Source organism: Pseudomonadales bacterium, from assembly GCA_024234215.1.
In the GTDB taxonomy this organism is placed as follows: Bacteria; Pseudomonadota; Gammaproteobacteria; order Pseudomonadales; family UBA5862; genus JACKOQ01.
Map to the genome: position 1 here is coordinate 1 of JACKOQ010000004.1, position 26,286 is coordinate 26,286.

The following is a 26,286-nucleotide window of genomic DNA, read 5'->3' on the forward strand; positions in this document are numbered from 1 at the left end:
ATCGATGATCTCGCGCGCGATCATTTCGCCTTCGCGGTCGGCATCGGTGGCGATCACCAATTCGCCAGCCTGGGCGACGAACTGCTTCACGATCTTGAACTGCGCGGCGGTCTTGGCCTTGACCTTGATGCGCCAGCGCTCGGGAAGAATGGGCAACTGCTCAATGGACCAGTGCTTGTACTGTTCGCCGTAGGCTTCCGGCGGTGCCGCCTCGACAAGATGGCCGATGCACCAGGTCACCGTGATGCCCGAACCGCTGTAGCAGCCGTTGCCGCGCTGCCGGGCGCCCAACACCCTGGCGATGTCCTTGCCTTGCGAAGGCTTTTCGCACAGAAACACGCGCATGAAGCCTCCTGGGTGTGCGTGACGGTCATCGAATGATCGTCAGCATCCCGGAGGGCAATGAATGTGGCAGCAAACAACGCGACAGCGGCAGGCACCAACTTGTGCGGGTTCAGGGTGCGGTGTCTGCCTTTGGCTTTGCAGGTCTATAGGACAGGGCGCAGACCCTGCTGATCAGCGTGAATCCAGCAACCGGGACTCTCGCTATCGAAAAACTCCACCTCAACGTGCCAACCCAGGGTATCGCGGATCGTCTGAAAGACCCTGTTGCAATAGGCCTGATCTCCTCGAAACACCGACACCGCCACACGATTGATCCCTGTTCCACTCATCCGTTGCAAGAGATGGAGATCTTGTTCGGCGAATCCCCAGCCGTAAACAACGAGAGTGTTCCGCGGTGACTTCAGAACTTCTCTGTAGACCGTGGAGAGGTAGTAGCTGTTCTGGATGGACGTGACCTTCTGCTGCCACGTTCCTTCGCTCACGAACAACGGAACAACGCTTTCACTCTGCCAAAGCTGAAGTATCGCTTCGAGAAGACCAGCGTCCCTGTTGTGTATCTTCAGTTCTTGCTCGACCAAATTCCTGCACAGCACAAGGCTGCCATGGGCATGGAACACCAGTGTGGTCGAGCGCTCCCTGCCGATCGGCTGCCTGAACCGCTGCCAGTCGTCGGAGAAGACGCCGCCTCCTATGAAGCAATCCTTGAACGCATGCTGGTCCTCGATCTCCAGGCCATAGGTCATGACCCAGTACACCACCAAGTCATAGTTGAGTGAGATGACAGTGCTGAAGCGTTTCAGGAATTGATAGATGCTCGGCAGGTGCGCGCTGACCTGATCGTATTCCGGGTGAATGTTGCGGACTGTCTGAATGAGGCAGTCTCTGAGACTTACGTAGGCGGCATGGGTTCGGTGGTCCGGGATTTGCAACGACCGATTGACGTTCGACGCCTGCCAGACGATCCGAAGAACCAACTCGAAATCGTTGGTCAGAAAGAACTGGAACAGTCGTTGAGCGTCGTCGGGAAGGAAGCGCTGTTCAACGGCATGCCTGAGCAGTGATCCATAGGAGAAGCTCGGGCTGACGGCAATGCTGGCGCCGTTGCCGAGCAGGATCGTGCATCCGTAGCTTCTGGAGATTTCTTCCCAAGGTCTGATTTCAAACGGCATCTCATTTTCCCTTGCGCATCGAAGTCAATGAGTTCAAGGCCGGTGGCTTCGCGCGAGATGGTTCTTGAGCAGGAACCAGCACATATTGAGCGCGAAGGAGCGACCAAGCCGCGTCATCTGGTCTTCCGGGATGCCGACCGGGCGATGGGCGCCAGGGCTTAGAAAACCGAACACGCCAGCCAGCCCCTTTTCCTCTTCGACCGTGATCTCGCCGCTGCTGCGGAGGAACGAAAGCACTTCGCCCCATTTTGACGGGTTGTAGGTGGTGGGACTCTGCTGCAGCGAAGCGACATGGGTGGCCACGTCAACGGCCAAGGTTTCCAGCGCCACGCGGGCGTTGACGAGCGATGCGTTGTAGTCGGGCGGCGTCGCCCGGAATACCTCGGCCGAGTCGTTGATCTTGGCGATGATGTCCTGCGCACGGGGGGCGCCGGAGTTCTGCAATGCCGTAACCAGGTCATTCTCTAGGGGCGCGGCATCGGCAATCGATGGATCGGTCTGGACCAGTTTCTTTTCCTAGATGATGTAGCCGTCCAGCAGCAGGCACTGCGCCAGGTCGTGCATGCGCTCGTCAAACCGATACTTCGGATTGACTCTGGCCCGAAGATCGCCTGTGGTTGCAACCACCTCGGACAGCGCCAGCATGAGTGTGCGGTCATCAAGTCCGCGCAGCGTGTTTAGTAGGTCGTACAGCAGTTGCCCCCTCGGCAGCGACAGGTGCTGAACGCCGTACTTGCCCAATATCACGACACACACGGTGGGCTCCTGCAGTTCAAGGAATTGAGCAAGTGAATAACGAGTCCTGACTCCGGTCATGCTGCTTATCTCGTTCTAGGAAGATGGCTTAGGGGCAAGCCATTTCACAGATTGGAAAAACAACAAGTTATAGATCGAAGTAGTGCTCAAGTCCATGACGATTGGTCTTCCATGGACCTCAATGGTGCTATACCACTGGTATAAAACGCGCACGACTAGCGCACGGTGAGCGGCTGACGGCTGGTCCAGCCGCTCACACGATCCTGCGCAGCGACTACTCGTCGTGGGGCTGCTCCAGGGTCTGTCCCTTGGCACTCAGCGTTACATCCTCGACGCGATACGGCAGGATGCCAACCCGGCGCGCTTCGATCTTGAAGGTCACGCGCTCGTTCTCGTCGGCGTCTTCCCATTCGTCGCGCACGGTGCGGCCTTCGACCAGCACGCGCATGCCCTTCTGGTACAGCGTGCTCCAGTGTTCGGCGTCGCGATGCCACAGCTCCACCGGCGCCCAGAAACCTCCACGGTCCTCGAAAGTGCCATCCTTCATCGGCACCGGGTTGTCGAAGTAGACGTTCAGGCGCAGCAGCCGGCGCGGCTCGTCGTTGCCGTTGGCAAACTCGCGATAGTCTGGCGCAGAGCCGATGTTGCCCTCGCCGAAGAAATGCGTGCTCATGGTGACTCCTTGGAAATGGTGGGGTTGATCGAGGCAGCATTCCCCTGGATACGCCGCAGGTAAGCCGCTTCGGCCTGGGCCATCTTTCCGGCGCAGTCCAGGGTCTGGCGGGCGATGCTGTGCGTGAGGCTGATCTGCATGTTCATCGCGATGCGCTGTAGCTCCATGGCGTAGAGGTCGTCGATCAGCGACGTCGGTGTCACGGGATCGGCCAGCAGCGCCTCCCACAAGGCGACGCCCATGTTGGAACGGTCGAGGTTGCGCCAGCGCAAGAAGGTCGTGCCTGCGCCGGTGGTCTGCTGGGCCAGTTGCACACCGAGCAGGCTGAAGGGATAGCCGCGTGCCTGGGGCAGCACCCGCCGCTGCGCCAGCGCGATCAGGCCGTCACGCAATGCCGAGCACTGGTTGGCCCAGGCCTCCAAACGTCCCTTACCCTTAAAAGGCTGTAAAAGGCCTTTTAGGTAGGCTGCGTGTTCCAGGCGCTGGAAGTCCGCCTGTTCCAGCGGCGTGAAGCGTGTCGGTGCGCTGGTGAGTGTGGATTTCGTCATGCTGGCTCATCCTCATCGGACCCGGTGCCGTCGTCGTTCGCGTCGTTCGCGTCGTTTTCCGTGGTTTCGTCGGCTGGCGCAGCGCTCGGGGTATCCGTCCTTTCCTGCCTGCCATCCTGCGATGACCGGCGGTTGATCGGCGGCGCGAAGCGCGAGCGGCGCGTGCCTTTGAGTACGTCGGTCGGTAGCTCGCCGAACTTCTCCAATGCCGCGCGCGCCGCTGCGTTCTTCGCCGCGAAGTCGTCGCGCGTCGTGCCGGAATAGCGGTACTGTTGGGCCAGGGAAAACAGGCTGCGCAGCGCATGCGCACCGTCGTTGAGCCAGCGCTCCAGGGTGCTGCGATCGATCAATGCTGTGTGATGCGCCAGAATCAGGCGCCGTGCCAGATCGTCGTAGTCGGCCAGCAGGTAGACCGCCATGAAGCCCAACTGAGAATTGACGAACAGAGGCAGCTTGACCGGCTGCACGTTGAGGTTCTCGCCGAGGCTGAGTGCGGACGGCACATCGGCCAAGGCCTGGTCAACTTGTTCGCGCAACGTCTGCAGGCGCGTCTTGGTGTCGGCGATCTTTTCCTCGATGCGCAGCATCCACCAGTCCGAGTAGGGGTCGTCCTGCTCGGCGCCGCGCTTGAGCTTGTTCATGATGGAGATGAAGCCGTTCAGGCCGATGATGCCGGGCCGGCCTTCGGCAGGCGCGCGACCGTGCCAGATGCGTGAGGCGTGATGCGTGTGCAGCGTCAGCACCATCGCGCTGCGCAGCGACCCGAGGTTCAGTTGCAAGGTTTCGTTTGCCATGTGGGCGACTCGCTGTGAATGGACGAGTCGCCAGCATCGACAAGCAGTGGAAGGCTGTCAGTCAACAAACCGCATTGCGTCGCTGCCTGTTTGCAGAGTCAGGAAGGTAGTCTGTTGCGTTATGCCACTGGTATAGCTCGCTGGCTTCAAGGCTCCTTGAACAGATCGTGTAGGCGAGTCAGATGCTGCTGCGCGGCTTCGTGATCGATTGTGGGCGGAGACCAGTCGCGCTCCGGAGCGCGCAACGATTCCAGAGAAGACGGTGAGATAGCGGTCAGTGCATGTTTCGGTTGACCGGCCCAGACATGGAACTCGCCCTTGATTGCCTTCTGGATGACGCCGAAGAGATAACCGGCGGGATTGCGGATGCCGCCGGCCTGGCAGCGGGCCGCCCATTCGTCGAGCACTGCCTGTTGCAGCGTGTCGTCCACCCGTTGAAGTGCGACCAGTGCGCCGGACTGCTGTTCTTCCTTCAAGGCAAGAAAGCGATGAGGCAGATGAAGGTTTTCTCGCGCGCACGGTACTGTACGTATTTTATTATTTTTAATACTTTCTTTACGTACTGTACGGTCCTGCTTCGGACTCCGAAGAAGGCCGTCTGACGGGGCTTTGCGGCCTACTTCGGATTCCGAGGACTGCGGTCCTCCGTTCCGAAGAGGGACTTTCGGGCCTTCTTCGGTTTCGTGAATCGCCCCGTCCTGTGGATAACTTTCGAGAGCGCTCCAGCTCTGGCTTGCCAACCGCTGCGCCAGCACCTGCAGGCGTGTGGGTAGGGCGTGGCCGTTGAGCAGTGGATCTTCGGTGACCTCCTGGAGTGTGCGGACGCCGACATGTTGCACCGCCTTGCTCGCATGCGTCAGCGCCAGGCTTACCAGGTTCAGGTAGTCGGGATCGAGGTGCATGGCCTCGAAGGGCGTCAGCGGCTCATCGTGCAAAACGTACAGATTGCCTTGGATGCGCCCGGTGCGCCGATCACGCCGATGCCGCACCAGGCTGAGCCAGCGCGTCAGGCGCAGCAGCGTGAGCGCGCGCGCCACTGTCTCGTGGGACGCTTTTGGCGCGCAAGGCGTAGAGGCCAGGTAGGGACGGAGCTGTTCGTAGGTGGGAAATGCCGTGATACCGTCGTCGTCGAGCAGCAGCCGGAACACCTGCCAGGCGTTGCGTTCCAGCGGTGTGAGGCGATGATCGAAGAACAGCGCACGCGGCACGCTCTCATGGCGGTTGCCGCTGAACAGGAATCCATCGCTGGCCGTCGGCCCGGCCTGTCGGGGCGGCAGGCCTTGAGCGGCCTCGTCCAGCAGGGCGGATAGAGAGATCGGACTGCCTCTCCAATGAGGCTTGTCGATCGCCATGGTCTACACCAATCCCTGATCGATCCAGCCCCGAATCGTCGCCCAGATGACGGAGGCCGGCAAGGCGAGTTCTTCGGCAAGATCGAGGGTGAGATCGAGCATCGCCATGTCGTCGTCCAGCGCGATGCCGCGTTGCTCGACGGCGGGCTTCCAGAGCCCCCACAAGCCGGTGTCCTGCTCCTCGCTCAATACGGGGTGGCGGCCCTTGCGTTTCGGCAGGCCGAGAACGTCCCGGCGCAACGCCACTTCCTGATGAGTTAGGCCGTAGAACTTGCTGACCATCGCTGTGCTCGCGCCCAGGCGGAGCATGCGATCGACGGTGGCAATCTCCTTCTCGACGTCCTCCACCTGGTTCAACAGACGTTGCAGCACCTCGCGGTTCACCTTGACCGAGCACCAGGACACAGTGGCGTTGACCAGCATGCTGACCAGCTCCGGGTGTTTGAGTGCGTCCAGCTCCCGGTCGCCGAAGCCCATGGCCTTGCAGCGGCGCAACTGGCCGTTGCGCAGATCGTGCAGCGCCTGGGCGATTACGGCCTGGTTGAGTGGATGTGGTGCCGACATCGCGCCTCCCCCGGCCTTACGGTTCGGTGGAGGCGTGCGCGCCCGATGCCGTGCCGGATTCCAGCTCCAGCAGCCGGCGCGCGAGCCGTAGCAGGCGAAAGAGTTTGACCAAGCCGCTGTCGCTCAGGCGCGAGGCCTGCGCCTTGTCGCCATTCTTTCGACCCTGCAGCAGCGGCCCCAGGGCATCGGTCAGGCGCAGGTTGTCGAGTGCGGTAGGTGCTGCGGCCGCCGGCCGGTATCCCGCGCTGAGGGCGTGCAGCAGGGTGAGCGTCGCGCGGGCGATGAGCGGCATCGCCTGCGGGTCCGTCGATAGGGTGCCTATGTCGCAAAGGAAGCCGATGCCGTCGTCGATCGCCTCGATGCGCTCGGCCTGTCCGGCTTCCTCGGCAATCTCGCGCGCGAACTGCGCGATATGCACGCGCAGCCGGTCCGGCGCGTCCAGGCCCGGTTCGATGTACCAGACATCGGAAATCGGATAGAGACCGCCGGCCTGCACCGGAATCGCCTGCAAGACGTTCGCCTCGAAGTCCGGCAGCGCCTCGCCGGTCTGGTCGGCCACCAGGCGTTGGATTGCCTGCAAGCGTTCGGTGGTCGGCGCCGGCGACACGATATGGCCTCGCAGGCGTTCGTCGTGATCGTCGTCCGGAGGCTGCGCACTGCCGGGCGTTTCCGAGGGCGGGGGCGATGCCGGCGGTTCCGGCATTCGTGGCGGCTTAGGCGATGTGGCTGGGGGCTGCGCCATGGGAACTGGCGCCGCCGGGTCGGGCGAACGCGGTGGCTGTGGCGTCACCGGCGCGGCCGCGACATTGCCGGACTGCGGTGCGGGGGGCGCTGGATCGCTGGTCAGCGCACGCTGCCGGTTCTCGGTCTCGCCGATCTCCAGCGTCAGGCTGTCGTAGTCGGCTTCCAGCAACTCGGCCATCTGCCCGATGAGTTCATCCTGCACCCGCTTGATCGAGAAGCCGTCGGTGTCGCCGTCGAACAGGGCGAGCACGTCGTTGAACAGCGACGGGAAATCGACGGCCAGCCGTTTGTTCGCGCCGCGCGCTTCCCATATCCGTGTGCTCGCCCTGCGCAGGGCCGTCAGCCGTTCCACCTGGGGCCGGCCGAGACCGCCGTAGAGCACGGCCGGGATCGCCGGCAGCAGGTAGCGCACGGCGTCCTGCATACGGCTGATGTGTGGCTGGGCGATCGGGTAGCCGTCGGCGCTGAGGCGGCGCGCCAGCTCGCTCTGCGTCAGCGTCTGGCCGGACTCCTGTTCGTAGAGCTCGCGGGCCTTCTCCACGCCCAGGGCGCGCTCGATGAACGACAGGCCGCCGTGCAGTTCATTCTCGGCCAGGTGGCCGGTGAGCGCGATGATCTCGCCGCGTTCGGGCCAGGGCCGGAACAGGCACGGAATGCGGAAGAAGCGCTCGTCCTTCGTTTCGCTCCACAACTCGCGCAGGATGGCGAGTCGCGTGTTGCCGCCATTGCGAATGATGTAGTGCGTTCCGCCGGGCCGGCGGGTGATGGCCGGCGGCGCGTCGAGGCCACGCTCCCGAATCGATGCCTTGATTTCGTCGTAACGCGGATTGCGCGTGACGCGCGGATTGAGGTCATAGGGCTGGAGCTGGTCCAGCGTCACCGTCATGGGAGTATCGGCGATGGGATCGCTCAGTGCCTCAGCGACCGGGCCGCTGCGCTCGAAGCGGTCGGCCAGCAACTTGGCTGCCATGTCCTGGGGGGTCAGTTCAGCCATCGGCGTCGGCCTCCCTTGTCGTCGCTTTCAGGTTGGTGGCGCGGTCGGTGCGGCGCAGTCGAGCGCGCGCGTTGAGGCCGGCGCGGCGATCGCCGGGCGTCGAGCCGGTGTAAATCGGAGGCAGGCCTGGCTTGGTGAACTTCAGGTGTCCGCCCGCTGTGCGAGCGACCTCCCAGCCTTCCTTCAATGCGAAGTCGATGAGCGGTTTCAGTCGCTTGTTGCCACGCTGGAGGGAGCGCGCGATGGTCATGTGCTGCTCCTCCGGTGCGCTCCCGCTTTCAGTCGAGTGAACGAGGGTTCCCAGCTCGGCAACAGTTCGCAGGCGAGTGCGCGCATCGTGTCGAAAGCGGCCGGCGTCGTCCGCCCCGTAGGGCGTCGGTGTTCTACGCGATGCACCGGCAAGGCCTGGGTCGATGCGCGCGGATAGGCTTCGATGGCGGGGATGCTGGTATCGAGTACGACGATGCCGGGCTCGGATCGGAACAGGTCGCGCAGTGCCTGCTGTATGAGCCGCGCGTTGCTGGAAACCGGATGCACGCGGTTGATGAGCAGTCGCAGCGGCGGCGGCTCGATGCCGAGGCGCCGGTATGGCGCGATGTCTCGCATCAGTTGCAAGGTACCGCGCCGGAACTCGCGAGCGGCGAGGATCTCCGGCGTGACCGGCGACACCGCCAGATCGGAGGCAAGCACGGCCATCTCCAGCAGGACACTGCGCGCGCCCTGCGTGTCGATCAGCAGCAGGTCGTAGTGTTCGTGGAATGCGGGCAACAGATTGCGCAGCCGGAGCCGCCCGTCCGGCGCGTGCAGCAACAGGGTGTTCAACTGCCCTTTGTCGTCGTTGGAGAGCACCAGGTCCAGGCCAGCGATCGCGGTACGCGACACCAGCCGGCCGATGTCCTGCTCGTTGAAAGCCAGCAACTCGTAGATGCCGGCGGGGGCGCGCGTTTGCAACTCGAAATAGCTCGACAAAGTGGGTTGCACGTCCAGGTCCAGCAGCAGCACGCGCAGCCCTGCATCGGCCGCGAAGCCGCCCAGGTTGGCCGCCGTAGTCGTCTTGCCCACGCCGCCCTTGGTCGAAATGATGGATACCACCTGCATGGGCTTCTCCTCACGGAATGGGATGAACCGGAAAAGGAGAAGCGTCAGGCGCGTTCTTTGAGGCGATCAGCGATCCACTGGTCGATCTCGGTCGAGTCCCAGCCCACTGCGCGCACGCCCAAGCGCAGTGCCTTCGGGAACCTGCCTTCTTTCATCAGGCTGTAGATGTGTGCGCGCTTGAAGCCGGTCTTGGCTTCGACTTCGGCGCGGCGCAGGATGCGACGTTCAACCGGCGTCGCCGGGGCGGTGGTCTGCGAAGACATGGTGGGCACTCCTTGACGCTCATCGGCGCTGTTCGGAAAGTGCCTCGTATTCAATAGCGCATCGGAACGGATTGCACTGCAATTGCAGACGGTTCGACTGCAATTACAGTCGGCGATCGCTGGCGTCCAGATGCCGCCTTGCCGCAGAGAATTTTGCCCATAGAGTGCGCTCGCTGATTCTTGGGTGACCCTCGCAATGCACGAGCAGCACGTTGATGACGGGTTCCGTTGTCTCGAATGACGAGTGTGGTCTGTCTCTCGCGACCTCCCTGGCAACCGACGCCTTCCGTGGCGAGTTGTGGTTGCTTTATAGCCAGGGGTTGAATCTCAGTCGAATACGCCCTCGACGTAGCCAACCGGAATAAGGCCCGGTAAGGTCGTGAAGCGTGTGACACGCACGCCGGCAGCTTCTAGGGCCTCGCACAGCGAGCGGGTGGAGAAGCGATGCTTGATGGGAAAGCCCGTAAGCGAAAGTAATCTCGACAGGACGGCAGCCAATCTGGTTTCGTCGTGACAGAACGTTGGCACAACGAGTTTTCCATCCGGTCGTAGCACCCGTCTCAGCGCCGCAAGCGTTGCGGCAAGGTCAGGCATGAGGTGCAGCACGTTCGCAGCGACAACACAGTCGAATGAGGCACGATCAAAGCGCAGTGCTTTGATGTCGGCTTGCTCGCAACGGACGTTCTGGAACCCTGCCTCCTGTACTCGTTTCGCCAGTATGGCCACCATTGCGGTGGCGTAATCCGTCGCAACGACCTCGCGTGCCGCACCTGCGATAGCAGTGGTGAACAAGCCGGTGCCGGCGGCAACCTCAAGAACCCGGTTCTCGCCGCGGACGGCATCCGCCGCAAGGAGAGCGGCGCTTTTCATAGGACGCGCCAACGGGGCGGTGATTCGATCGTAGATGCGCGCTTTGCTTTCCCAATAGTGTTGATCTGACATTCTTTTATCTCCTGGCGAATCAGTGGCGCAGCAAACGCAATCCGTTGAGCACCACAATCAGGCTTGCGCCCATGTCGGCGAACACTGCCATCCACATCGTGGCGTGTCCCGAGAAAGTGAGCGCAAGAAAGACCGCCTTGATGCCAAGCGCCAGCACGATGTTCTGCGTCAGCACGCGCGCGGTTGCACGTGACAGGCGAATGAACGTCGGAATCTTGCGCAGGTCGTCGTCCATCAGCGCTACGTCAGCCGTTTCGATGGCCGTGTCGGTACCGGCGGCACCCATCGCGAAGCCGATGTCAGCGCGAGCCAAGGCGGGCGCATCGTTGATGCCGTCGCCCACCATGCCGACCTTCCCGGTCCGCGCCAGTTGTTCGATCTCGCGCAGTTTGTCGTCTGGCAATAGGTTGCCCTGCGCGCGGTCGATACCGGCTTGCCTGGCAATGGCCTGTGCCGTATGTGGGTTGTCGCCGGTCAGCATCATGGTTTTGATGCCCAGGGCATGCAGATCCCCGATGGCGCTCGTGCTGCTGTCCTTGATGGTGTCCGCTACCGCGATAAGAGCTTGCGCGCCACTTGTACATACCAGCATCACCACGGTCTTGCCTTCGATTTCCATCGCGGAGATGCGCTGTTCCAGTTCTGGCGTGCAGTGCCCCAGCTCTTCGAGCATCCGATGGTTGCCGAGGTGATAGGTCTCACCGTCGATGCGGCCACTCACCCCCCTGCCGGGCAAGGCGGTGAAATCGGCAACTTCGAGCAAGGCGACCCCATCGGCCTTGGCGGCTTGCGCCACAGCCTTGGATACGGGATGGTCCGAGCGAGCCGCCAGACTCGCGGCAATGCTGCGGCTGCCGGCAGGCTGCGCACTGCCCCATGCCACGAAATCGGATTGCGCGGGCTTGCCATGCGTGATCGTGCCGGTCTTGTCCAGCGCCAGCCAGCGCAGCTTGCGGCCCTCTTCCAGATAGACGCCACCCTTGATGAGAATGCCGCGGCGTGCGGCTGCGGCCAGGCCGCTGACGATGGTGACAGGCGTGGAAATCACAAGAGCGCACGGACAGGCAACGACCAGCAGAACCAGCGCGCGGTAAATCCAGTCCAGCCACGCGGCGCCCATGAACAGTGGTGGCACCAATGCGACGATGATGGCTACGACGAATACGATGGGTGTGTACCAGCGGGCAAACTGATCCACAAAGCGCTGGGTCGGCGCACGGCTGCCTTGGGCGGCCTCTACGGCATGGATGATGCGGGCTAGCGTAGAGTTGGTGGCCACGGCTGTGACGCGGTACTCGAACGAACCGGATTCGTTGATCGTGCCGGCGAACACCGGATCGCCAAGCGTCTTTTCAACCGGGAGGCTTTCGCCGGTGATCGGCGCCTGATTGACCGTGGAATGTCCTACCAGTATTTCGCCATCAAGGGCGATCCGTTCTCCCGGTTTGACTCGAACACGGGCGCCAATGGCGACCTGCTTGGCGTCCACATCGCGCCATGTGTCGTCGGGTTGTCGCACGGTGGCCTTTTCCGGGGCCAGGTCGAGTAGCCCGCGTATGGCGTTACGGGCGCGATCCAGCGATCTGGCTTCGATCACCTCGGCCAGCGTGAAAAGCGCCATCACCATCGCCGCTTCCGGCCAGTGACCGATCAGCATTGCGCCCGTGACGGCAATCGACATCAGGGCGTTCATGTTGAGATTGAGGTTCTTGAGCGCAATCCAGCCCTTCTTGTAGGTGGAGAGACCTCCCGTGAAAATGGCGACGAGCGCCAGAGCGATGACTGACCAGTGGTTGCCGTCATGAAGCCAGTAGACGACCTCCGCTGCCGATGCCGCCACTAGGGAGACGGCAAGCGGCCACCACTTGGTAGGTGCTGTCGCCGGGGCAGCCGATGTAGTGGTGTCCGCTGCCTCAAGCACCTGTGCCTCGAATCCAAGCGCTTGCAGTGCGGCGAGCACATTCGGCAGCGCGTGGTCGGCATGACGCACGGACAGGGTGCGTTGCACCAGATTGAAGTCGAGATCGGAGACGCCGGCCACGGTTGCCAGCTTGTTACGGATCAGCGTTTCTTCGGTCGGGCAATCCATCTTGGCAATGGATAATCTGGTGGTCTGCCCGGCCACGGCTGCATCCATGCGTACAGCCTGCATGCCGATCGCCATCAGGGCTTGTTCAACCGGCAACAGCGAAGGCAGTTCATGTCGCACAGCCAAGGTGCGCTGCATCAGATTGAAGTCGAGTCCGATCACACCCGATAGGCCGCTTAGTTTGCTTCGGATCAGTGCCTCCTCAGTCGGGCAATCCATGTTATCGATGCGGTAGACAGCCTCGGCCGACTCGGCGATAGGTCGGGCTTGCGTTGCGGCTGGAAGGATCGGTGTGGCCGAACAGTCACACCCTTTTGGGTTGGGTTCGCTCATGGATAAGTTCCGTCAAATGGGTCATCTATGTTGCTCATTAGAATCCCTATAGTTACTATAGAGTCAAGCGATAGATGGGTAGATGAGTTATGGAAATCAAGATTGGAGAGCTTGCGAAGCGGACAGGATGCGAGGTCGTGACCATCCGCTACTACGAGAAGGAAGGGTTGTTGCCAGAGCCCGCACGCAGCGACGGCAACTTCCGGTTGTACGGCGCCGCACACGTCGAGCGCTTGCGTTTCATCCGCCATTGCCGTTCTCTCGACATGTCGCTGAGCGAGATCCGGACTCTATTGGGCCTGCGAGATAGCCCGACTCGGGATTGTGGCGAGGTCAATGCGCTGCTGGACGCTCATATCCAGCAGGTGGAAGTCCGCATGGAGGCGCTGTTGCAGTTGAAACGGCACTTGCTCGCACTGCGCGAGACGTGCTCGGGTGCTCGGCCGGTGGAAGCGTGCGGCATCTTGCAGGGGTTGTCAGATGGCGATTGCCACGACGCCGACCTTCGGAATCCCAATCCGCAGGCCGAACTGTTGGTTGCTGCAGGGGATGTGCTAAACGACGTGCGCCCGACGCGAACAGGTGGTCGACACGCCAGTTGACCCCACAGGGGGCCAAGAGTAGAGCCTCGCAGGCACAGGCTCTGTGCTACCACAACATTTCGCGTTTGTTCCTTGATGAGCTGCCATCCGAGGGCGGTTCGACTGCAACTACCTCCGGCGGGCGCTGGCGTCCAGATGCCGCTTTGCCGCAGCTAATTTCGCCCATAGGGTGCGCTCGCTGATTCCGGGCCGGCCTTCGTAGTGGGCAAGCAATGCGCTGATGACGGAATCCATCGTCTCGAACGACGAGTACGGCCTCCCGCCCGGTGACTTGCCGAGCAGCAAGGTCAGCAGCCCGCCAACGATATTGAGATAGGTCGTTTCGCTACGGGGTGTGACTTCGCGACCTGCCGAGTCCCAGCTCTCGGCTTGCTTACACAGCAGCTCATGTTGTTGGTGCAGCGTACTGAAAGATTGCTCGCGGTCCGCGAGGCGAATCTTGAGCGCTTCCTGTTCGGCAAGCAGCGTCTGGACAGTTTCGATGCTAACCGCTGGGTGGAGCCGGCGCTCTATCGCGTCGAAAAGAAAGGCTGGTCTCTGGTCGGAATAAAAGCGCGACATCCAGGTCTTGAGGTCAACATGCCGAACGGTGAGATCTGGATCATCAAACAGTGAAGGGTCGTCGCAGGTAATGCCGGCTTTGCCATACGGGAGGTCGCCGTTCCTGATCGCGTCGAATATGCGCTCGGTGTTGAGGCGAAGCATCGGCCATCTAGGAAAATCGCTTGGATCGGGTATTGGCCTGGTGCCCAATGTGCCGAGAATGTGGGGTTCAAACCGGATCAGCCTGCTCCACCGGATGGCGGCCTCGATGGGACGATAAAACACTTTGAAATGGTGAGGGGCGCCTGTCTTGTGCGTTTCTATGCCAGCCATCCGTCTCCTCCGACAGTGCTTCCAGGTTTCACTTGGACGGATGTCGTCATGCCCTGAGCGCGATCCGGCAAGGGTAGGACTGGCGAGGTGGCTATCAGCTATGAGGATATGTCAGGACACTGTATCCTCGACTTCTTCGATTCGTGCCGTTGCAGACAGTCCTGGTCTCATCGTAGCCAAGTGCTTCCGCCCCTGTTGGTATTGGTTAGGTTCGCGGACTTTGGAGTGTTCTTACTTGTAACGATATCGTAAAGACCAAACGGGTCTTGATGAAATGTCGTTGTGCCGCTGGCGGGGTTCAGACTTGGAAGGTCTCAAGGCTGACTTGCTCATTAGTTGCGGCGGTTTCTGGTGGGCCACGCGCTTGGCGTGCATTCCCTGCTGACCTGCTTGCATTAACCTACATTGCCTGTGCCATCAGGCTGATTGCAGTCTGATAGCGAAGAGCATGATGGGCGCATACTCAGCCGGTCTTGATCGATACCTAAAAAGCAATCAATTCTGAACTGCGATAATATTCTTGATGTGGCGCCGATCACATCGTCACGCGGGGAACCTACTTCGCGCCTGTGCCAGCCACATGAGCGTGCTCAAATGCGCTGTAGCTCCATACCGTACGATTTCGGTATCAACGGGCAACCTTGCCGTCTCACTCGTTTCTGCTCGGTTAATAACAATTGGCGAACTAATGACGCAGAAATGCAATCCATTGAGCGTCACAATCAGACTTGCGCCCATTTCCGTGAACGCCGCCATTCGCGTGCCCCGAGAAAGGACGCGGGAATTTTTCGGTGCATCATCGACAGTCCATCCATTTAACGGCCAATTAAGTAGTAAGTCCTCCAAGGTCGACGCATAGCTTCGCTTCTTTTCCGGATATCGACCCGCAGCTATGTGACAACTTTGCCCGCCCGGCGAATGAAGCTGCTCAATTGCTCGGACGGTTCGCTGTCGGGCCTCAACAAATAGGTGGTGAGCATGAAGGAGCGCCCGGCCAGGGGACGAGCGACGACATCCGTGGTCTTGCAGGCTGCTATATGGGCGGCGCTGGAAAAGCCGACGCCATAGCCTGCTGCTACCAGTGCCAGCATCAAATCGTGCGTGGCCACGTGCTCGGCCACGGTGGGCTGGGCATCCACCGAGCGCAGTAGGCGTTCCAGTTGTTGGTTGCAACCTTCGCAGACTTCGGGATGGCAAAGCACCAACGGGTAGTTCAATACCTCGTCCAGTGGGACACGCTTGTGTGCCAGCAGGGGATGCCTCGCGGGCACGGCCACCACCAGCGGATCACGCCAGACCGGCTCGGCGATCAGCCCTTCCTGGATTTCATTGGCAAGCGTGAAGCCGACGTCGTACAGATCATGGCGCAGGCCCTTGAGTTGCTGCGAGAGCGGCATTTCCGATAGTCGGATTTCGACTTCCGGTTCTTCTTCTCTACACAGGGCGAGCAGCGAGCTGAGGCGGATGCGGGCGATACCGTCGGAGAGGGCGATGCGTAACGCTCCTCGGTAGCCGTTGGCAGCGGCCTTGGCATTCGCTTTGGCGTGCTCCACGGAGAGCAGGACACGACGGGCGTCTTCCAGAAAGACTTGGCCGGCCCATGTCAGGCGAGTACCACGTGATGTGCGTTCTAACAGGGCTGCGCCCAAGTTGGACTCAAGCTGTTTGATCGTGCGTGACAGGGGAGATTGTTCAACGTGCAAGCGTGCGGCGGCTCGGCTGAAATGCAACTCTTCGGCCACGGCGATAAAGCATCTGAGATGGCGTAGCTCCATGGAGTGCCTCCTATATTATTGTGCATGACTCGTACAGCTCGCATCGCCGATGGATCTCTCCTTACAGGCAATCGGCCCGAATTCATGAGTATAGCTGCTGCTGCCGAACGTTTATGCTGCATGGTTATAAGGGCTGGCGGCTCTGCTGCACTCCATGCGATCTCTTTTCATACCCATGCGTCTGTGCCTTTTGTTCCGCAAGGCAAACGCATACAAAAGAAGGAAGCAGGCTAGACAATGGGAACAACTGATTTAACCGCGGAGCGACTCTATCAGGGTGCTCTTGCGTCCATCCCGACAGATCGGTACCTTTTGGGGAATACTGTCGTGGTATACGGTTAGCGTTTTCGCTGGCGTCCCTTCGTCACAGGTCAACGTCTTCTTCAGCTCTCGACAGGCACCAGTTAACTGCGCTGCAAAGCGCTGAAACAGCACTCTCAGTGCCTTTGCTATTGATCTGTAAAGCGGCGGCCTATTCCGCTGCGATCATCACAGGAAGGCGCGTGGCGACGGCAGTAATGTTCCAGATGGCATCGTCGGTTTGGCCAAAGGAGGGCCTTGCTGTCATTTTTTAGGCGAGTTTTATCAGCCAGAACCATTCGTTAGCCCCCATTCTCTACCAAATGGGGTGGTTGTGGGTGCATCCCTCGAGACCGGCCATCCAGTTTGATGCCGGGCCGCCGCAGCAGTGCTGGCGCATCGTGTCTTACTCGGGCGCGCCTGCGGCGATCATCTGGCCACTGAACCGCTCAGGAGCTTCCACGGTAGGCGAATGGTTCAGGATGGAGCTTTTCATGGTGGTGGTAAATGTGCAGTGTCCAAAAGCCGTATGGTCTTCAGTTACTGCAACGTCGTACCTGCCATCGCAAGCGATCAGAAGTAAATCAAAAGGCCAGCCAGAAGCGATAAGCCTTTATAGAGGATCGGCGATACTAAGATTGCTAAAGGTTATTCCTTTCCCCGATAAGATTTGTGTGAAGAGTTCATAATTAAAGCGCGGGCCTTCCCGGTCGAGCGCGGTCATCGGAACTGAGGCAGAGCCAAGCTAATACGATAATGATTAATTGCGCACAGCCGATGACCGTGCATCCGCTTGATCTAAATCAAGCCGTGGCCATTTTTCTGCATTCTTCAGCGCAGCGGTGGCACGCTCTTGCACACGCTTGGCAGTGGCTAGCTCCATGCTTCGCACACTCGTCACCGCACGCTTGACAGATATCTGCGCAAAGCGAGCAGATTGCTGCTGCGTATTCACTGTTGCGAGCCATGAAGGCTGCCGCCATGCGGCAGATATCGGCACAGTCAACGTCAAGCGCGATGCAGCGCGCCATCATCTTAACGTCGTCTTCGTTGAGGCAAGATGTTGCACAATGATCACAAGCCGCCGCACATTGATAGCAGGCCTCAATACAGGTAGCGTACTTTTCATGTGTCATGGTCAATTCCTCGTTGGTTGATGATCGAATTTAATTAGACCATCAGATTGACCCCCGTGTTCCAGGCATCGACTAATGAACCTGTAGAAGCTGCAATGCCAATCCTTTGAATCATGCTGGGTAACACTAGCGGCTTTTGCCACACCGTCGACCGCAAACGATTGGCCGATTCGGCTTAACATCAACTTGGTCACCACAGGCGTGCCGGTCGCAGCCGTTATGCTTAACCCATTTTGTGGCTTGTTACTTCACCGTTTATTGCCTATTGCCTATTGCCGCTGCAGCCCTGAGCCTCAGTTCCATATCGGTATTACCAACGCGCTACGCTTGCGACGCGCCTGCGTTTGACCAAACACGCGATATTTTTCATTCAACAATTTAGCCGCAGAGCGTTCCCACTGTGAATGAGCCGGATGGGCGGCTATCTCAAAAGAGCAGAAGCGCCAGGCAAGACTCCGCTTAAATGTTGTTAAGCATTTATTGCGAGCCAGGTATGAATCAGCTAAGCGCTTCGGCAGCTACGCTGCAGGTTTGTTCCGTAATTATTCCTGCGGTTTGATAGCGGTGATGACATAGTTTCCATTCGCTCGCACGAATTCAAATTCCACCTGGTCGTTAACCTCAATCTCTTGGGTCAATGAAAAGTTGTCGAGGTTGAATTTCATGGTCATGGTCGGCCACTGGAGAGCAGGAATCGGTTCATGGGTTATCGTAATTGTCTGTGCCTCAGTATCGATGGCTTTTACCATCCCTTTACCGCTGAGCTGCTGGCCCGCTGTCTGTTCGTTATTCATCACCTCCTTTCCTTTCATATTATCCATCCCGTGCGTGCTGTTCCCCATCTCTTTGTCGTGGTTCTCATTCGCCACGGCTGCGTTGGTCGATACCGCCAGCGCTATCGCTGCCATCATCGGAAGAATACGCATCGTCTTTGCTCCTAAGGTTGATAATCTAAAGGCGGTGCAGGTAGAACCTAAACTGCGCTAGGCCCTACCTGTGGTTGCAGGTGGCGTAAAACGCTAGCCATCCGCGGTATTCAGTTCTCTAATAACCACTCGGCGCTTCCACACCAGGAAAGCGGCTGGGATGACCACCAGTGTCAGCAAGGTCGCGCTGACCATGCCCCCGACCATCGGTGCAGCAATCCGCCGCATAATCTCGGAGCCAGTACCGGTGCCCCACATGATGGGGAGCAAACCGGCAATGATGGCGGTGACCGTCATGATCTTCGGCCGCACGCGCAACAGCGCGCCTTCGATCACTGCGTCGCTCAGCTCCTTCACGGTGACCGGCCGGCCTTCCGTCGCCGCGACTTCTCGACGCGCCTTTAACGCCTGATCGAGATAGACCAACATCACCACGCCGGTTTCGGCAGCGACCCCCGCCAGGGCGATAAAGCCAACGCCGACCGCCACCGACAGGTTGTAGTCGAGCAGGTACAACAGCCACAGACCGCCGATCAGTGCAAAGGGCAGGGTGGCCATGATGAGGATCGCCTCGCCCACGCGCTGGAAGGCGAGGTACAGCAGCAAGAAAATGATCACTAGCGTGACCGGTACCACGAGCTGCATGCGCTCCATGGCCCGTTCCATGTATTCGAATTGCCCTGACCAAGTGAGCGAATACCCCGGTGGCAACTCGACCTTTTCGGCCACGGCTTGTTGAGCCTCGGCGACGTAGGAGCCGAGATCACGGCCTTTGATGTCGATGTATGTCCAGCCATTGAGGCGAGCGTTTTCGCTCTTCAGCATGGGTGGGCCATCGATCACTGCTACCTTAGCCACGGCCCCCAAGGGGACATGGGCGCCGGTTGGCGTTACGATGGGCAACTGTCTGATGTCGGCCACCGAATCGCGCGCCTCACGCGGGTAACGCAGGTTAACCGGATAGCGCTCCAATCCTTCGACCGTCTCGGTGACGTTGATGCCGCCGATCGCGGCAGCGACCACTTCCTGCACATCAGCAACGTTGAGCCCAAAGCGTGCAGCGGCTTTGCGGTCGATATCGATATCGATATAGCGGCCTCCCGCCGTGCGCTCAGAGAATACTGAGACGGTGCCGGGGATCGGTTCAATCACCTGTTCGATGCGCTGCCCAATCTCCTGAATGACATTTAAATCGGGGCCCGCGACCTTTATCCCCACTGGGGTTTTGATGCCGGTCGCCAGCATGTCGATGCGGTTTTTGATCGGCATCACCCAGGCATTGGTTATGCCCGGCAGCTGAACCACTGCGTCCAGTTGCTCGATCAGTTTGTCGGTGGTCATGCCTGGCCGCCACTCCGACTCGGGTTTCAACTGAATCGTGGTCTCGATCATGCTCAAGGGAGCCGGGTCGGTGGCTGTGTCGGCGCGGCCAATTTTCCCGAATACGGTGGCCACCTCGGGTACGGTGCGGATCAACTTATTGGTCTGCTGAAGTATTTCAGCAGCCTCCCCCACAGATACGCCGGGAAAGGTGCTGGGCATATACAGCAGCGTGCCCTCGTCCAGTTCTGGCATGAACTCGCTGCCCAGCTGCATCAATGGCCAGGCGCCGCTGATAGCGATGACGAGTGAGGCAACCAGTATCTTGACCGGGTGCCGCATCACCAGATTGACGAAGGGGCGATAGGCGGTAATCAAGCCCCGATTTATGGGATTTTTGTGTTCAGGCAGAATATGCCCGCGGATGAAGTAACCCATCAGTACCGGCACCAGCGTGATCGCCAACCCAGCCGAGGCCGCCATGGCGTAGGTCTTGGTATAGGCGAGCGGCGCGAACATCCGGCCTTCCTGGGCTTCCAGGGCAAACACCGGCAAGAAGCTGAAGGTAATGATCAGCAGGGAAAAGAACAGTGGTGGCCCTACCTCGACAGATGCCTTCTGGATCACCTCCCAACGATTGCTGTCGGTGATCTTGGTTTTTTCCATGTGTTTGTGGACGTTCTCCACCATCACGATGGCCGCATCCACCATCGCGCCGATGGCGATCGCGATACCGCCCAGCGACATGATGTTGGCGTTGATGCCCTGCGTCCGCATGATGGCGAAGGCCGCCAGAATCCCAATCGGCAAGCTGATGATGATGACCAGTGACGAGCGCAGATGGAACAGGAAGATCGCGGTGACGATGGCCACCACGATGAATTCCTCAACCAACTTATGCTCCAGGTTGGTGACAGCGCTCTTGATCAGCTCGGAGCGATCGTAGGTTTCGACGATCTCCACCCCGGCCGGCAGGCTGGCTTCAAGCATGGTGAGCTTCTCCTTCACCGCCGCGATGGTCGCCAGCGCATTTCCGCCAAAACGCATGATGATGACGCCGCCGACCACTTCACCTTCGCCATTCAGCTCGGCGATACCTCGGCGGATCTGCGGCCCCAGCCGGATCTCGGCCACGTCACTCAACAAGATTGGCGTGCCATTGTCGCTGACACCTAGCGGCACCAATTCGAGGTCCTCGATGCCCTGCAGGTAGCCCCGCGAGCGCACCATGTACTCGGCTTCGGCCAGTTCGATCACCGAGCCGCCCACCTCCTGGTTGGCTCGCTGGATGGCCTGCTTTACCTCGGCAATCGACAGCCCGTAGGCACGGGCGCGGGTGGGATCGAGCACCACCTGGTACTGCTTCACCATGCCGCCGATGGTGGCGACTTCCGACACGCCCTCGACCGTCTGCAGCTCGAATTTCAGAAACCAGTCCTGCAGTGAACGCAACTGCGCGAGGTCATGCTGGCCCGTGCGGTCAACCAGCGCGTACTCGTAGACCCAGCCCACGCCGGTAGCATCTGGGCCCAAGGCCGGGCGCGCCGCCTCGGGTAGCGATGGCGATATCTGGCTCAGGTATTCCAGCACCCGTGACCGCGCCCAATAGAGATCGGTACCGTCCTCGAAGATGACATAGACGAACGAGTCGCCGAACATCGAGTAGCCACGCACCGTCACGGCCCCGGGTACCGCCAACATGGCGGTCGACAGGGGGTAGGTGACCTGGCTTTCGACCACCTGCGGTGCCTGACCAGGATAGGACGTCTTGATGATCACCTGGACATCCGAAAGATCAGGTATGGCATCCAGGGGCGTGGTCAACATGGAGTAGCCCCCCCACCCGGTGAGCAGGGCGGAGAGGATGAGGACTAACAGCCGGTTCTGGATCGACCAGCGAATGATTGATGCAATCATGGGTTACTCCGCTGGATCGAGTTCGACGATGACCAGGCCGGCATCCGTTTCCTCAAGCTGGAAGCGCACCGCCTGACCGGGCTCGATGGCAGGCGGGGGCATACCCTCATCCAGAGCGAAGTCCATCGTCATGGCGGGCCAATTCAAGGCGGGGATGGGATCGTGGCTGAGGTTTACCTTGCCGGTGGCCGAATCGACCCTGTTCAGTGTTCCCGTCCCAGTGATCCCGGCGTCGGCGCTCGCTGCTGTATCAATGGCCGTGATGACGTGTCCATTCGCTCCTTCCGTGAGCGCAAAGCGAAGGGACTGGCCTGGGGCCACTGCGGCCAGATCCACGTCGTCAGCAACGGCAAAGGCCATGGTCATTGTCGGCCAGCCGAGTTCAGGAATGGGTTCGTGGCTCAGGTTGAGCGTAGGTGGATCCGTCGCAACGCTATTCACGAGCCCTTCGGCCCATATCACCTCACTGGCGCTCACTTCGGTTTCTGCCGGCTCGGTCATCCGGCGCAGACTGGCTTGCAGGCTGGCCTCGGAGTCAATCAGGAACTGGGCGGAAACAACGACTTGGTCGCCTTCGGCGAGACCATCGAGAATCTCGGTGCGGTCGCCCGACTCAAAGCCCGTTGCCACCGGTACCGGGTCAAAACGGCCCCTGCCGTGCGCCAGAATGACGCGGGCGCCGTCGCCGGTGTGGATCACCGCTTCGGAGGGCACGCTCAGCGCTCGTTGACGTGGGTCGGCGTGCACGGTGACCTCGGCATACATGTTCGGGCGCAGCGCCTCTTCGGAGTTGAGGAAACGCAGGCGCGCCTTCAGCGTGCGGGTCTGCGGATCTAGCTGGGGATAGATGAATTCCACGTCGCCCGTCCATACTCGATTGGGCTTGTGAGGCAGGCGCACTTCGGCCTTCTGGCCCACTTTTACCCAGTCGGCGTGTTGTTCGAAGATGTCGACGAGCACCCAGACGCTGTCCAGGCCGGCCAGCATCATCACGGTGGTACCGGGCGTCACGAACATCCCCTCGCGGGCGTTGAGCTCAGCGACAATGCCGTCCTGCTTGGCATAAATGGGCACCAGCGGCGCCACTTGGCGGGTCTTGGTCAGGCGCTCGATTTGGGCGTCGTTCAACCCCAGGGCCCGCAGGCGTTGCGCACCCGCAGCCCGCAACGTGGCGCTACCGGAGACACTTTGCAGGTATTCGCGTTGGGCGGTTTCCAGCTCGGGCGAGTAGATCTTGAACAGCAGGTCGCCTTCACTGACATGTGCACCGCGCGTGCGCACTTGCAGCTCTTCTATCCAACCTTCCACCCGCAAATTGACATAGCTCAGTAACCGCTCATCAAAATCGACATAGCCGACCGTATCGATCTCGCGCGCCAAGGGGCCACGGGTCACCGGCTCGGTGCGCACGCCCAGGTTGTTCACCATCACCGGTGAAATGCTCACCAAGGCGTCATCCTTACTGCCGGCGTCGCCGGCATAGACCGGGATGTAGTCCATGCCCATGTTGTCTTTGGCGGGCACCGGTGAGGTAATTGAGGGCGTCATCGGGTGGCGGTAGAACAGTGGCTCGTCCTTGCCGGCAGCCGCCGTCGGCTGGCCGGCGGTTTGGTCGCCACCCTGCCAGAGGACTAGGCCAACGGCTCCCAGGAGCACAGCAACCACAGCGCCCCAGACAATGGATTTTTTCATCAGAGAACTTCTCATAAGGAGGGCCTTAGCGCGCGGCTTCCATGGGCTGACTCCAACCGCCGACGGCCCGCTCGAGGGCGGCCATATTGCGGTAGTAGTCGGCGCGAGCCGCCTCAAAATTCAGCTCGGTCTCGAACAGGCTGCGTTCGGCGCGCAGTAGGCTTTCCAGCGATCCGGTGCGCGCCTGATAAGCGGTGCGGGCCACTTCGAGATTGGCGCGGGCGAGGGGAAGTAGCTGGTCTTCGTGAAGGCCAAGCAAGTGGTAGGCTTCCTGGACGCGCGCATACGCCTGCTCGACTTCCTTGACGATCTCAAGGGAGAGGTCTTGCAGGCGCCAGCGGCTCTCCATGGCCTCGGCGCGGGCACCAGAGACGGCTGCGTGGCGCTTCGCATGGCCGAGCGGGATGTTGATACCGACCCCTACCGTCCATTGCATGTCCGAGTCGTCCCACATGCTGTTGTAGCCCGTGGAGAGTTGGAAATCGGGATAGAATTCGCGCTTGGCCAGGTCGACCCGCGCGCTGTCGGCTTCGATCTCGGCTTCGGCCGCCTCCAGTTCGGTGCGCTGTGCCAATGCCAAGGCGCGCAAGTCAACCAGCGACTGTAGGTCTCTGGGGTCGGCCAGCGATGCGGGAGGCGGTAGCGGTGCGGCCGCAGTCCGGTTGAGTAATCGGTTGAGCTGCGCTAGCACCTCGGCCCGCTGGCGCTCCAAAACCACTTGGCGATGGCCCAGCATTTGATACTCGACGTTGGCCTGCAGCACGTCCTGCTGGCTGCCGGTGCCGCTGGCATAGTTGATCGCAGCGATTTCACGGACATCTTGCCAGAGCTTACGGTTGGCCTCGTTGACTTGGAGGGCAGCATGCACCAGGTACCAGTCGGCAAATGCAGCTTTCGCCAGCTCAGTCAGATCGAGACGGGTGTTCGGGATAGATTGCTTGATCGCACGCGCTTCGAACCGCGCGATTTCTTCGCGCAAGCCGCGTTTCCCGGGCCACGGCAGACGCTGGGAGAGCTCGATCCCGACGCCTGGATCCATTTCGGCTTTGCCAAAGGTCCTGGGCGCCACCATGGTGGACAGCATGGGGTCGTCGAGCGCGCCGGCGGGCACGATCTCCGATTCGGCGGCCTGCCAAGCCCACTGCGCGGCGGGAAGCAGTGGGTTGTCTTGCAGCACTGCGTCGACGAGGGCTTCCGGACGCAAGGTCTTTGCGCTCGCTAACGGGTCGATCTGTGCCCATACGAAAGCGGGTACAAAGCTAAGCGAGAAGAGTGCGGCCGCGACGAGCCGCTGCATGCGCGCTAGATTTCGCATAGGAAGCCTCCGGTCTTCATGATCCATAGCATGCTGAACAGCCGCACGAAGGTTCTGGTCCATCTGTTGTCAGCCATGAGGGCTGAGGGTGCCGAGTACCGCTACGCTTACCAGAATCAGGAGCGCGATCGCCGCCTCGATGGTCACACTCAGTCGCAGGTGCTGTGCAGAGTGCGAAGGGACGCCGGTATGGATGTCACGTTCGAGCCGGGGCACCAACCACCAGCGATGCAGAGCGGCGAGGCCCAGCATCGCAGCGAATAGCGTCAGCTTGAGCAGCATCAGGTTGCCGTGCCGGCTGTGTAACAGCGGTGCGATGGACCAGCCGACCAGGTCCCCGTAGTGAAAGATGCCGGTCACCACCAGGACACCGACAAAGACGGCGCCTGGGCGCGAAAAGGTGTGCAGTGCCCGCCACTGCATGCGCAAGCCCTCACCCGCGGCGGGCTTGCCGTGTCGAACGAACAGAATCAGCAATGCGAAGATGGCCCCGATCCAGCCGCCGGCAGCGAGCAGGTGCGCCATACCAGCCACCAGCCGCACCGTACCACTTACACCCTCGCCACTGGCAGCGTGTCCGTTCCACGCCAGGCTGACCAGCGCCACGCCGGCCAGCAAGGTCACTCGCCGAATGGGGAATGGGCGCTCGGCGCGCTGCGACTGCCAGCCCAGTACAGCAAGCAGCAGAACCAGCAGGAATGCTCGCGTCAGCCCGGCGCGCCCAGCGGGGATGTCGAACAGATACCAGGCCAAGTCGTCCCGTGCTAGATCGGAAACCGCGACCCCCATGATGCCAGCCGTGCTGCGCGCAATCTCAATGCCCACCAGCGCTAAGCCGAGCACCCCACAGATCAGGAGCCCCTGGGTCAAGGCCCATCTGGGCAGGGGGGGGTGCTTATCGCCGCTGATCGTTGAGGCAGCCGGACCGTACCACGCGAATAGCGGTAATCCGAACAGCAGCATCAAGTCCAGGTACTGCATGAACCGAAGCGTGTAGTCGGGAAGACTGGACATGATGTTGGCGCCCGCTCATTTGATGGTGAAGCTGTATTCGCCAGTCATCGGATGGTTGTCATCACCGACGGCGCGCCATTGCACCTGGTAAACGCCTACGCCGAGGGGACTATGCAACGTAGCGCGTAGCGTCTTGCCGTCGTTGATGAGATCAACGTCGATGTGCTCGATTTTCTCTGCGAACCCGCCGTCCTTTATGACGCTCAGCTCCAAGCGCGAGGCGCGAAGTACAAGCTGTTCACTGAAGACGAGATCGATCTGCTGCGGTGTCGTGACAACAGCATCGGCCGTCGGTGTGGATTTGACGAGGGAGATATGGGCCTGAGCGACCGATGTGATCAGCAAGCCGGTCGCAAGACAGGCACCAACAATCAGAGAGCGAAATTGGGTAGTACGGTTCATGTGCATTACACCTCTTCATATGTTTAAGAATTTCGGCTGCAGCAACTTCGGCCGCCGCCTCCTGTTGATTGGCTGGACAGGGTGTCGCCGCTTGCCAGACGCGCGGGATACCCGGCCTGTTGCAACGTCGACAGCAGCCGATCGTTGCCTTGATCGAAGTTGCCTCGAACTTGAACGCGGCCGGTGGTCAAATGCACTTCCACGGCATCGACTCCCGGCAGCGCTTTCAGCGCATCGGTGACTTTCGCGATACATGAGCCGCAGCTCATACCCTGGACGTCGAGATCTACTGTGTTCATGACTGTGTTCTCCTCTTGATCCCGAAGGTCACCGGGGACATTGGCCGT

The 26,286-nt window shown here is 60.5% G+C and carries 22 protein-coding genes and 2 pseudogenes; 1 reads left to right on the forward strand and 23 read right to left on the reverse strand.

The annotated features are described in order from the left end of the window. From H7A13_08495 to H7A13_08560, 14 genes and pseudogenes are all read right to left on the reverse strand, one after another. Positions 1-345, reverse strand: a 345-nt coding sequence (locus H7A13_08495) for a DNA topoisomerase III (protein MCP5333383.1), incomplete at its 3' end; no start/stop codon positions are given. Positions 346-488: 143 nt separating this feature from the next. Next, complete coding sequence (locus tag H7A13_08500) at positions 489-1,514, reverse strand: DUF4917 family protein (protein ID MCP5333384.1); 1,026 nt, start codon at positions 1,512-1,514, stop codon at positions 489-491. A 33-nt stretch (positions 1,515-1,547) separates the two neighbouring features. Then, a pseudogene (locus tag H7A13_08505) lies at positions 1,548-2,330 on the reverse strand (hypothetical protein). Positions 2,331-2,544: 214 nt separating this feature from the next. Beyond that, positions 2,545-2,943 (reverse strand): single-stranded DNA-binding protein, encoded by a 399-nt coding sequence (locus H7A13_08510; protein ID MCP5333385.1) that lies wholly within the window; start codon positions 2,941-2,943, stop codon positions 2,545-2,547. Next, positions 2,940-3,491 (reverse strand): DUF3158 family protein, encoded by a 552-nt coding sequence (locus tag H7A13_08515; protein ID MCP5333386.1) that lies wholly within the window; start codon positions 3,489-3,491, stop codon positions 2,940-2,942. The genes H7A13_08510 and H7A13_08515 overlap by 4 nt, the downstream gene beginning before the upstream one ends. Next, positions 3,488-4,285: a TIGR03761 family integrating conjugative element protein gene (locus tag H7A13_08520; protein MCP5333387.1), complete on the reverse strand. Its 798-nt coding sequence runs from the start codon at positions 4,283-4,285 to the stop codon at positions 3,488-3,490. The genes H7A13_08515 and H7A13_08520 overlap by 4 nt, the downstream gene beginning before the upstream one ends. Positions 4,286-4,431: 146 nt before the next feature. After that, positions 4,432-5,637, reverse strand: coding sequence for a hypothetical protein (locus tag H7A13_08525; GenBank protein ID MCP5333388.1), 1,206 nt, complete (start codon positions 5,635-5,637; stop codon positions 4,432-4,434). 3 nt (positions 5,638-5,640) lie between these two features. Beyond that, a complete protein-coding gene (locus H7A13_08530; GenBank protein MCP5333389.1) occupies positions 5,641-6,201 on the reverse strand; it encodes a DUF2857 domain-containing protein in 561 nt (186 codons plus the stop codon). A gap of 16 nt (positions 6,202-6,217) precedes the next feature. Further along, entirely contained in the window at positions 6,218-7,939 is a 1,722-nt protein-coding gene (locus H7A13_08535) for a ParB N-terminal domain-containing protein (GenBank protein ID MCP5333390.1), read from the reverse strand. Beyond that, positions 7,932-8,189, reverse strand: a complete 258-nt coding sequence (locus H7A13_08540; protein ID MCP5333391.1) for a type II toxin-antitoxin system HicA family toxin — start codon at positions 8,187-8,189, stop codon at positions 7,932-7,934. The genes H7A13_08535 and H7A13_08540 overlap by 8 nt, the downstream gene beginning before the upstream one ends. Further along, the gene (locus H7A13_08545) at positions 8,186-9,037 is read right to left on the reverse strand and encodes a ParA family protein (GenBank protein ID MCP5333392.1); all 852 of its coding nucleotides are present in this window, start codon (positions 9,035-9,037) and stop codon (positions 8,186-8,188) included. Before H7A13_08545 ends, H7A13_08540 begins: the two co-directional genes overlap by 4 nt. A 44-nt stretch (positions 9,038-9,081) precedes the next feature. Further along, positions 9,082-9,300, reverse strand: a complete 219-nt coding sequence (locus H7A13_08550; GenBank protein ID MCP5333393.1) for an AlpA family phage regulatory protein — start codon at positions 9,298-9,300, stop codon at positions 9,082-9,084. A gap of 327 nt (positions 9,301-9,627) precedes the next feature. Then, positions 9,628-10,242 (reverse strand): class I SAM-dependent methyltransferase, encoded by a 615-nt coding sequence (locus H7A13_08555; protein ID MCP5333394.1) that lies wholly within the window; start codon positions 10,240-10,242, stop codon positions 9,628-9,630. A gap of 19 nt (positions 10,243-10,261) precedes the next feature. Further along, positions 10,262-12,664, reverse strand: coding sequence for a heavy metal translocating P-type ATPase (locus tag H7A13_08560; GenBank protein ID MCP5333395.1), 2,403 nt, complete (start codon positions 12,662-12,664; stop codon positions 10,262-10,264). 89 nt (positions 12,665-12,753) lie between these two features. On the opposite strand from H7A13_08560, the pseudogene cadR reads away from it, so the two are divergent. Beyond that, positions 12,754-13,158, forward strand: a pseudogene (gene cadR, locus H7A13_08565) (Cd(II)/Pb(II)-responsive transcriptional regulator). A gap of 216 nt (positions 13,159-13,374) precedes the next feature. Here cadR and H7A13_08570 read toward each other — a convergent pair. The 9 genes from H7A13_08570 to H7A13_08610 all read right to left on the reverse strand — a co-directional run bounded on the left by H7A13_08570 (position 13,375) and on the right by H7A13_08610 (position 26,238). Then, positions 13,375-14,142 carry a hypothetical protein gene (locus tag H7A13_08570; protein ID MCP5333396.1) on the reverse strand — a complete coding sequence of 256 codons (768 nt, stop codon included), beginning with the start codon at positions 14,140-14,142 and terminating at the stop codon, positions 13,375-13,377. 890 nt (positions 14,143-15,032) lie between these two features. Then, positions 15,033-15,917 (reverse strand): LysR family transcriptional regulator, encoded by an 885-nt coding sequence (locus H7A13_08575; GenBank protein ID MCP5333397.1) that lies wholly within the window; start codon positions 15,915-15,917, stop codon positions 15,033-15,035. 1,978 nt (positions 15,918-17,895) lie between these two features. Continuing rightward, on the reverse strand, positions 17,896-18,279 hold the full coding sequence (locus H7A13_08580; protein ID MCP5333398.1) for a copper-binding protein: 384 nt from the start codon (positions 18,277-18,279) through the stop codon (positions 17,896-17,898). A gap of 93 nt (positions 18,280-18,372) precedes the next feature. Then, on the reverse strand, positions 18,373-21,516 hold the full coding sequence (locus tag H7A13_08585) for an efflux RND transporter permease subunit (GenBank protein MCP5333399.1): 3,144 nt from the start codon (positions 21,514-21,516) through the stop codon (positions 18,373-18,375). A 3-nt stretch (positions 21,517-21,519) separates the two neighbouring features. Then, the gene (locus H7A13_08590) at positions 21,520-23,208 is read right to left on the reverse strand and encodes an efflux RND transporter periplasmic adaptor subunit (protein MCP5333400.1); all 1,689 of its coding nucleotides are present in this window, start codon (positions 23,206-23,208) and stop codon (positions 21,520-21,522) included. A 25-nt stretch (positions 23,209-23,233) separates the two neighbouring features. Next, complete coding sequence (locus tag H7A13_08595; protein MCP5333401.1) at positions 23,234-24,505, reverse strand: TolC family protein; 1,272 nt, start codon at positions 24,503-24,505, stop codon at positions 23,234-23,236. A gap of 87 nt (positions 24,506-24,592) precedes the next feature. Continuing rightward, positions 24,593-25,537 (reverse strand): copper homeostasis membrane protein CopD, encoded by a 945-nt coding sequence (gene copD / locus H7A13_08600; GenBank protein ID MCP5333402.1) that lies wholly within the window; start codon positions 25,535-25,537, stop codon positions 24,593-24,595. 15 nt (positions 25,538-25,552) lie between these two features. Then, the gene (copC, locus tag H7A13_08605; GenBank protein MCP5333403.1) at positions 25,553-25,939 is read right to left on the reverse strand and encodes a copper homeostasis periplasmic binding protein CopC; all 387 of its coding nucleotides are present in this window, start codon (positions 25,937-25,939) and stop codon (positions 25,553-25,555) included. A gap of 23 nt (positions 25,940-25,962) precedes the next feature. Next, positions 25,963-26,238, reverse strand: a complete 276-nt coding sequence (locus H7A13_08610) for a heavy-metal-associated domain-containing protein (GenBank protein ID MCP5333404.1) — start codon at positions 26,236-26,238, stop codon at positions 25,963-25,965. Positions 26,239-26,286: the final 48 nt, after the last annotated feature.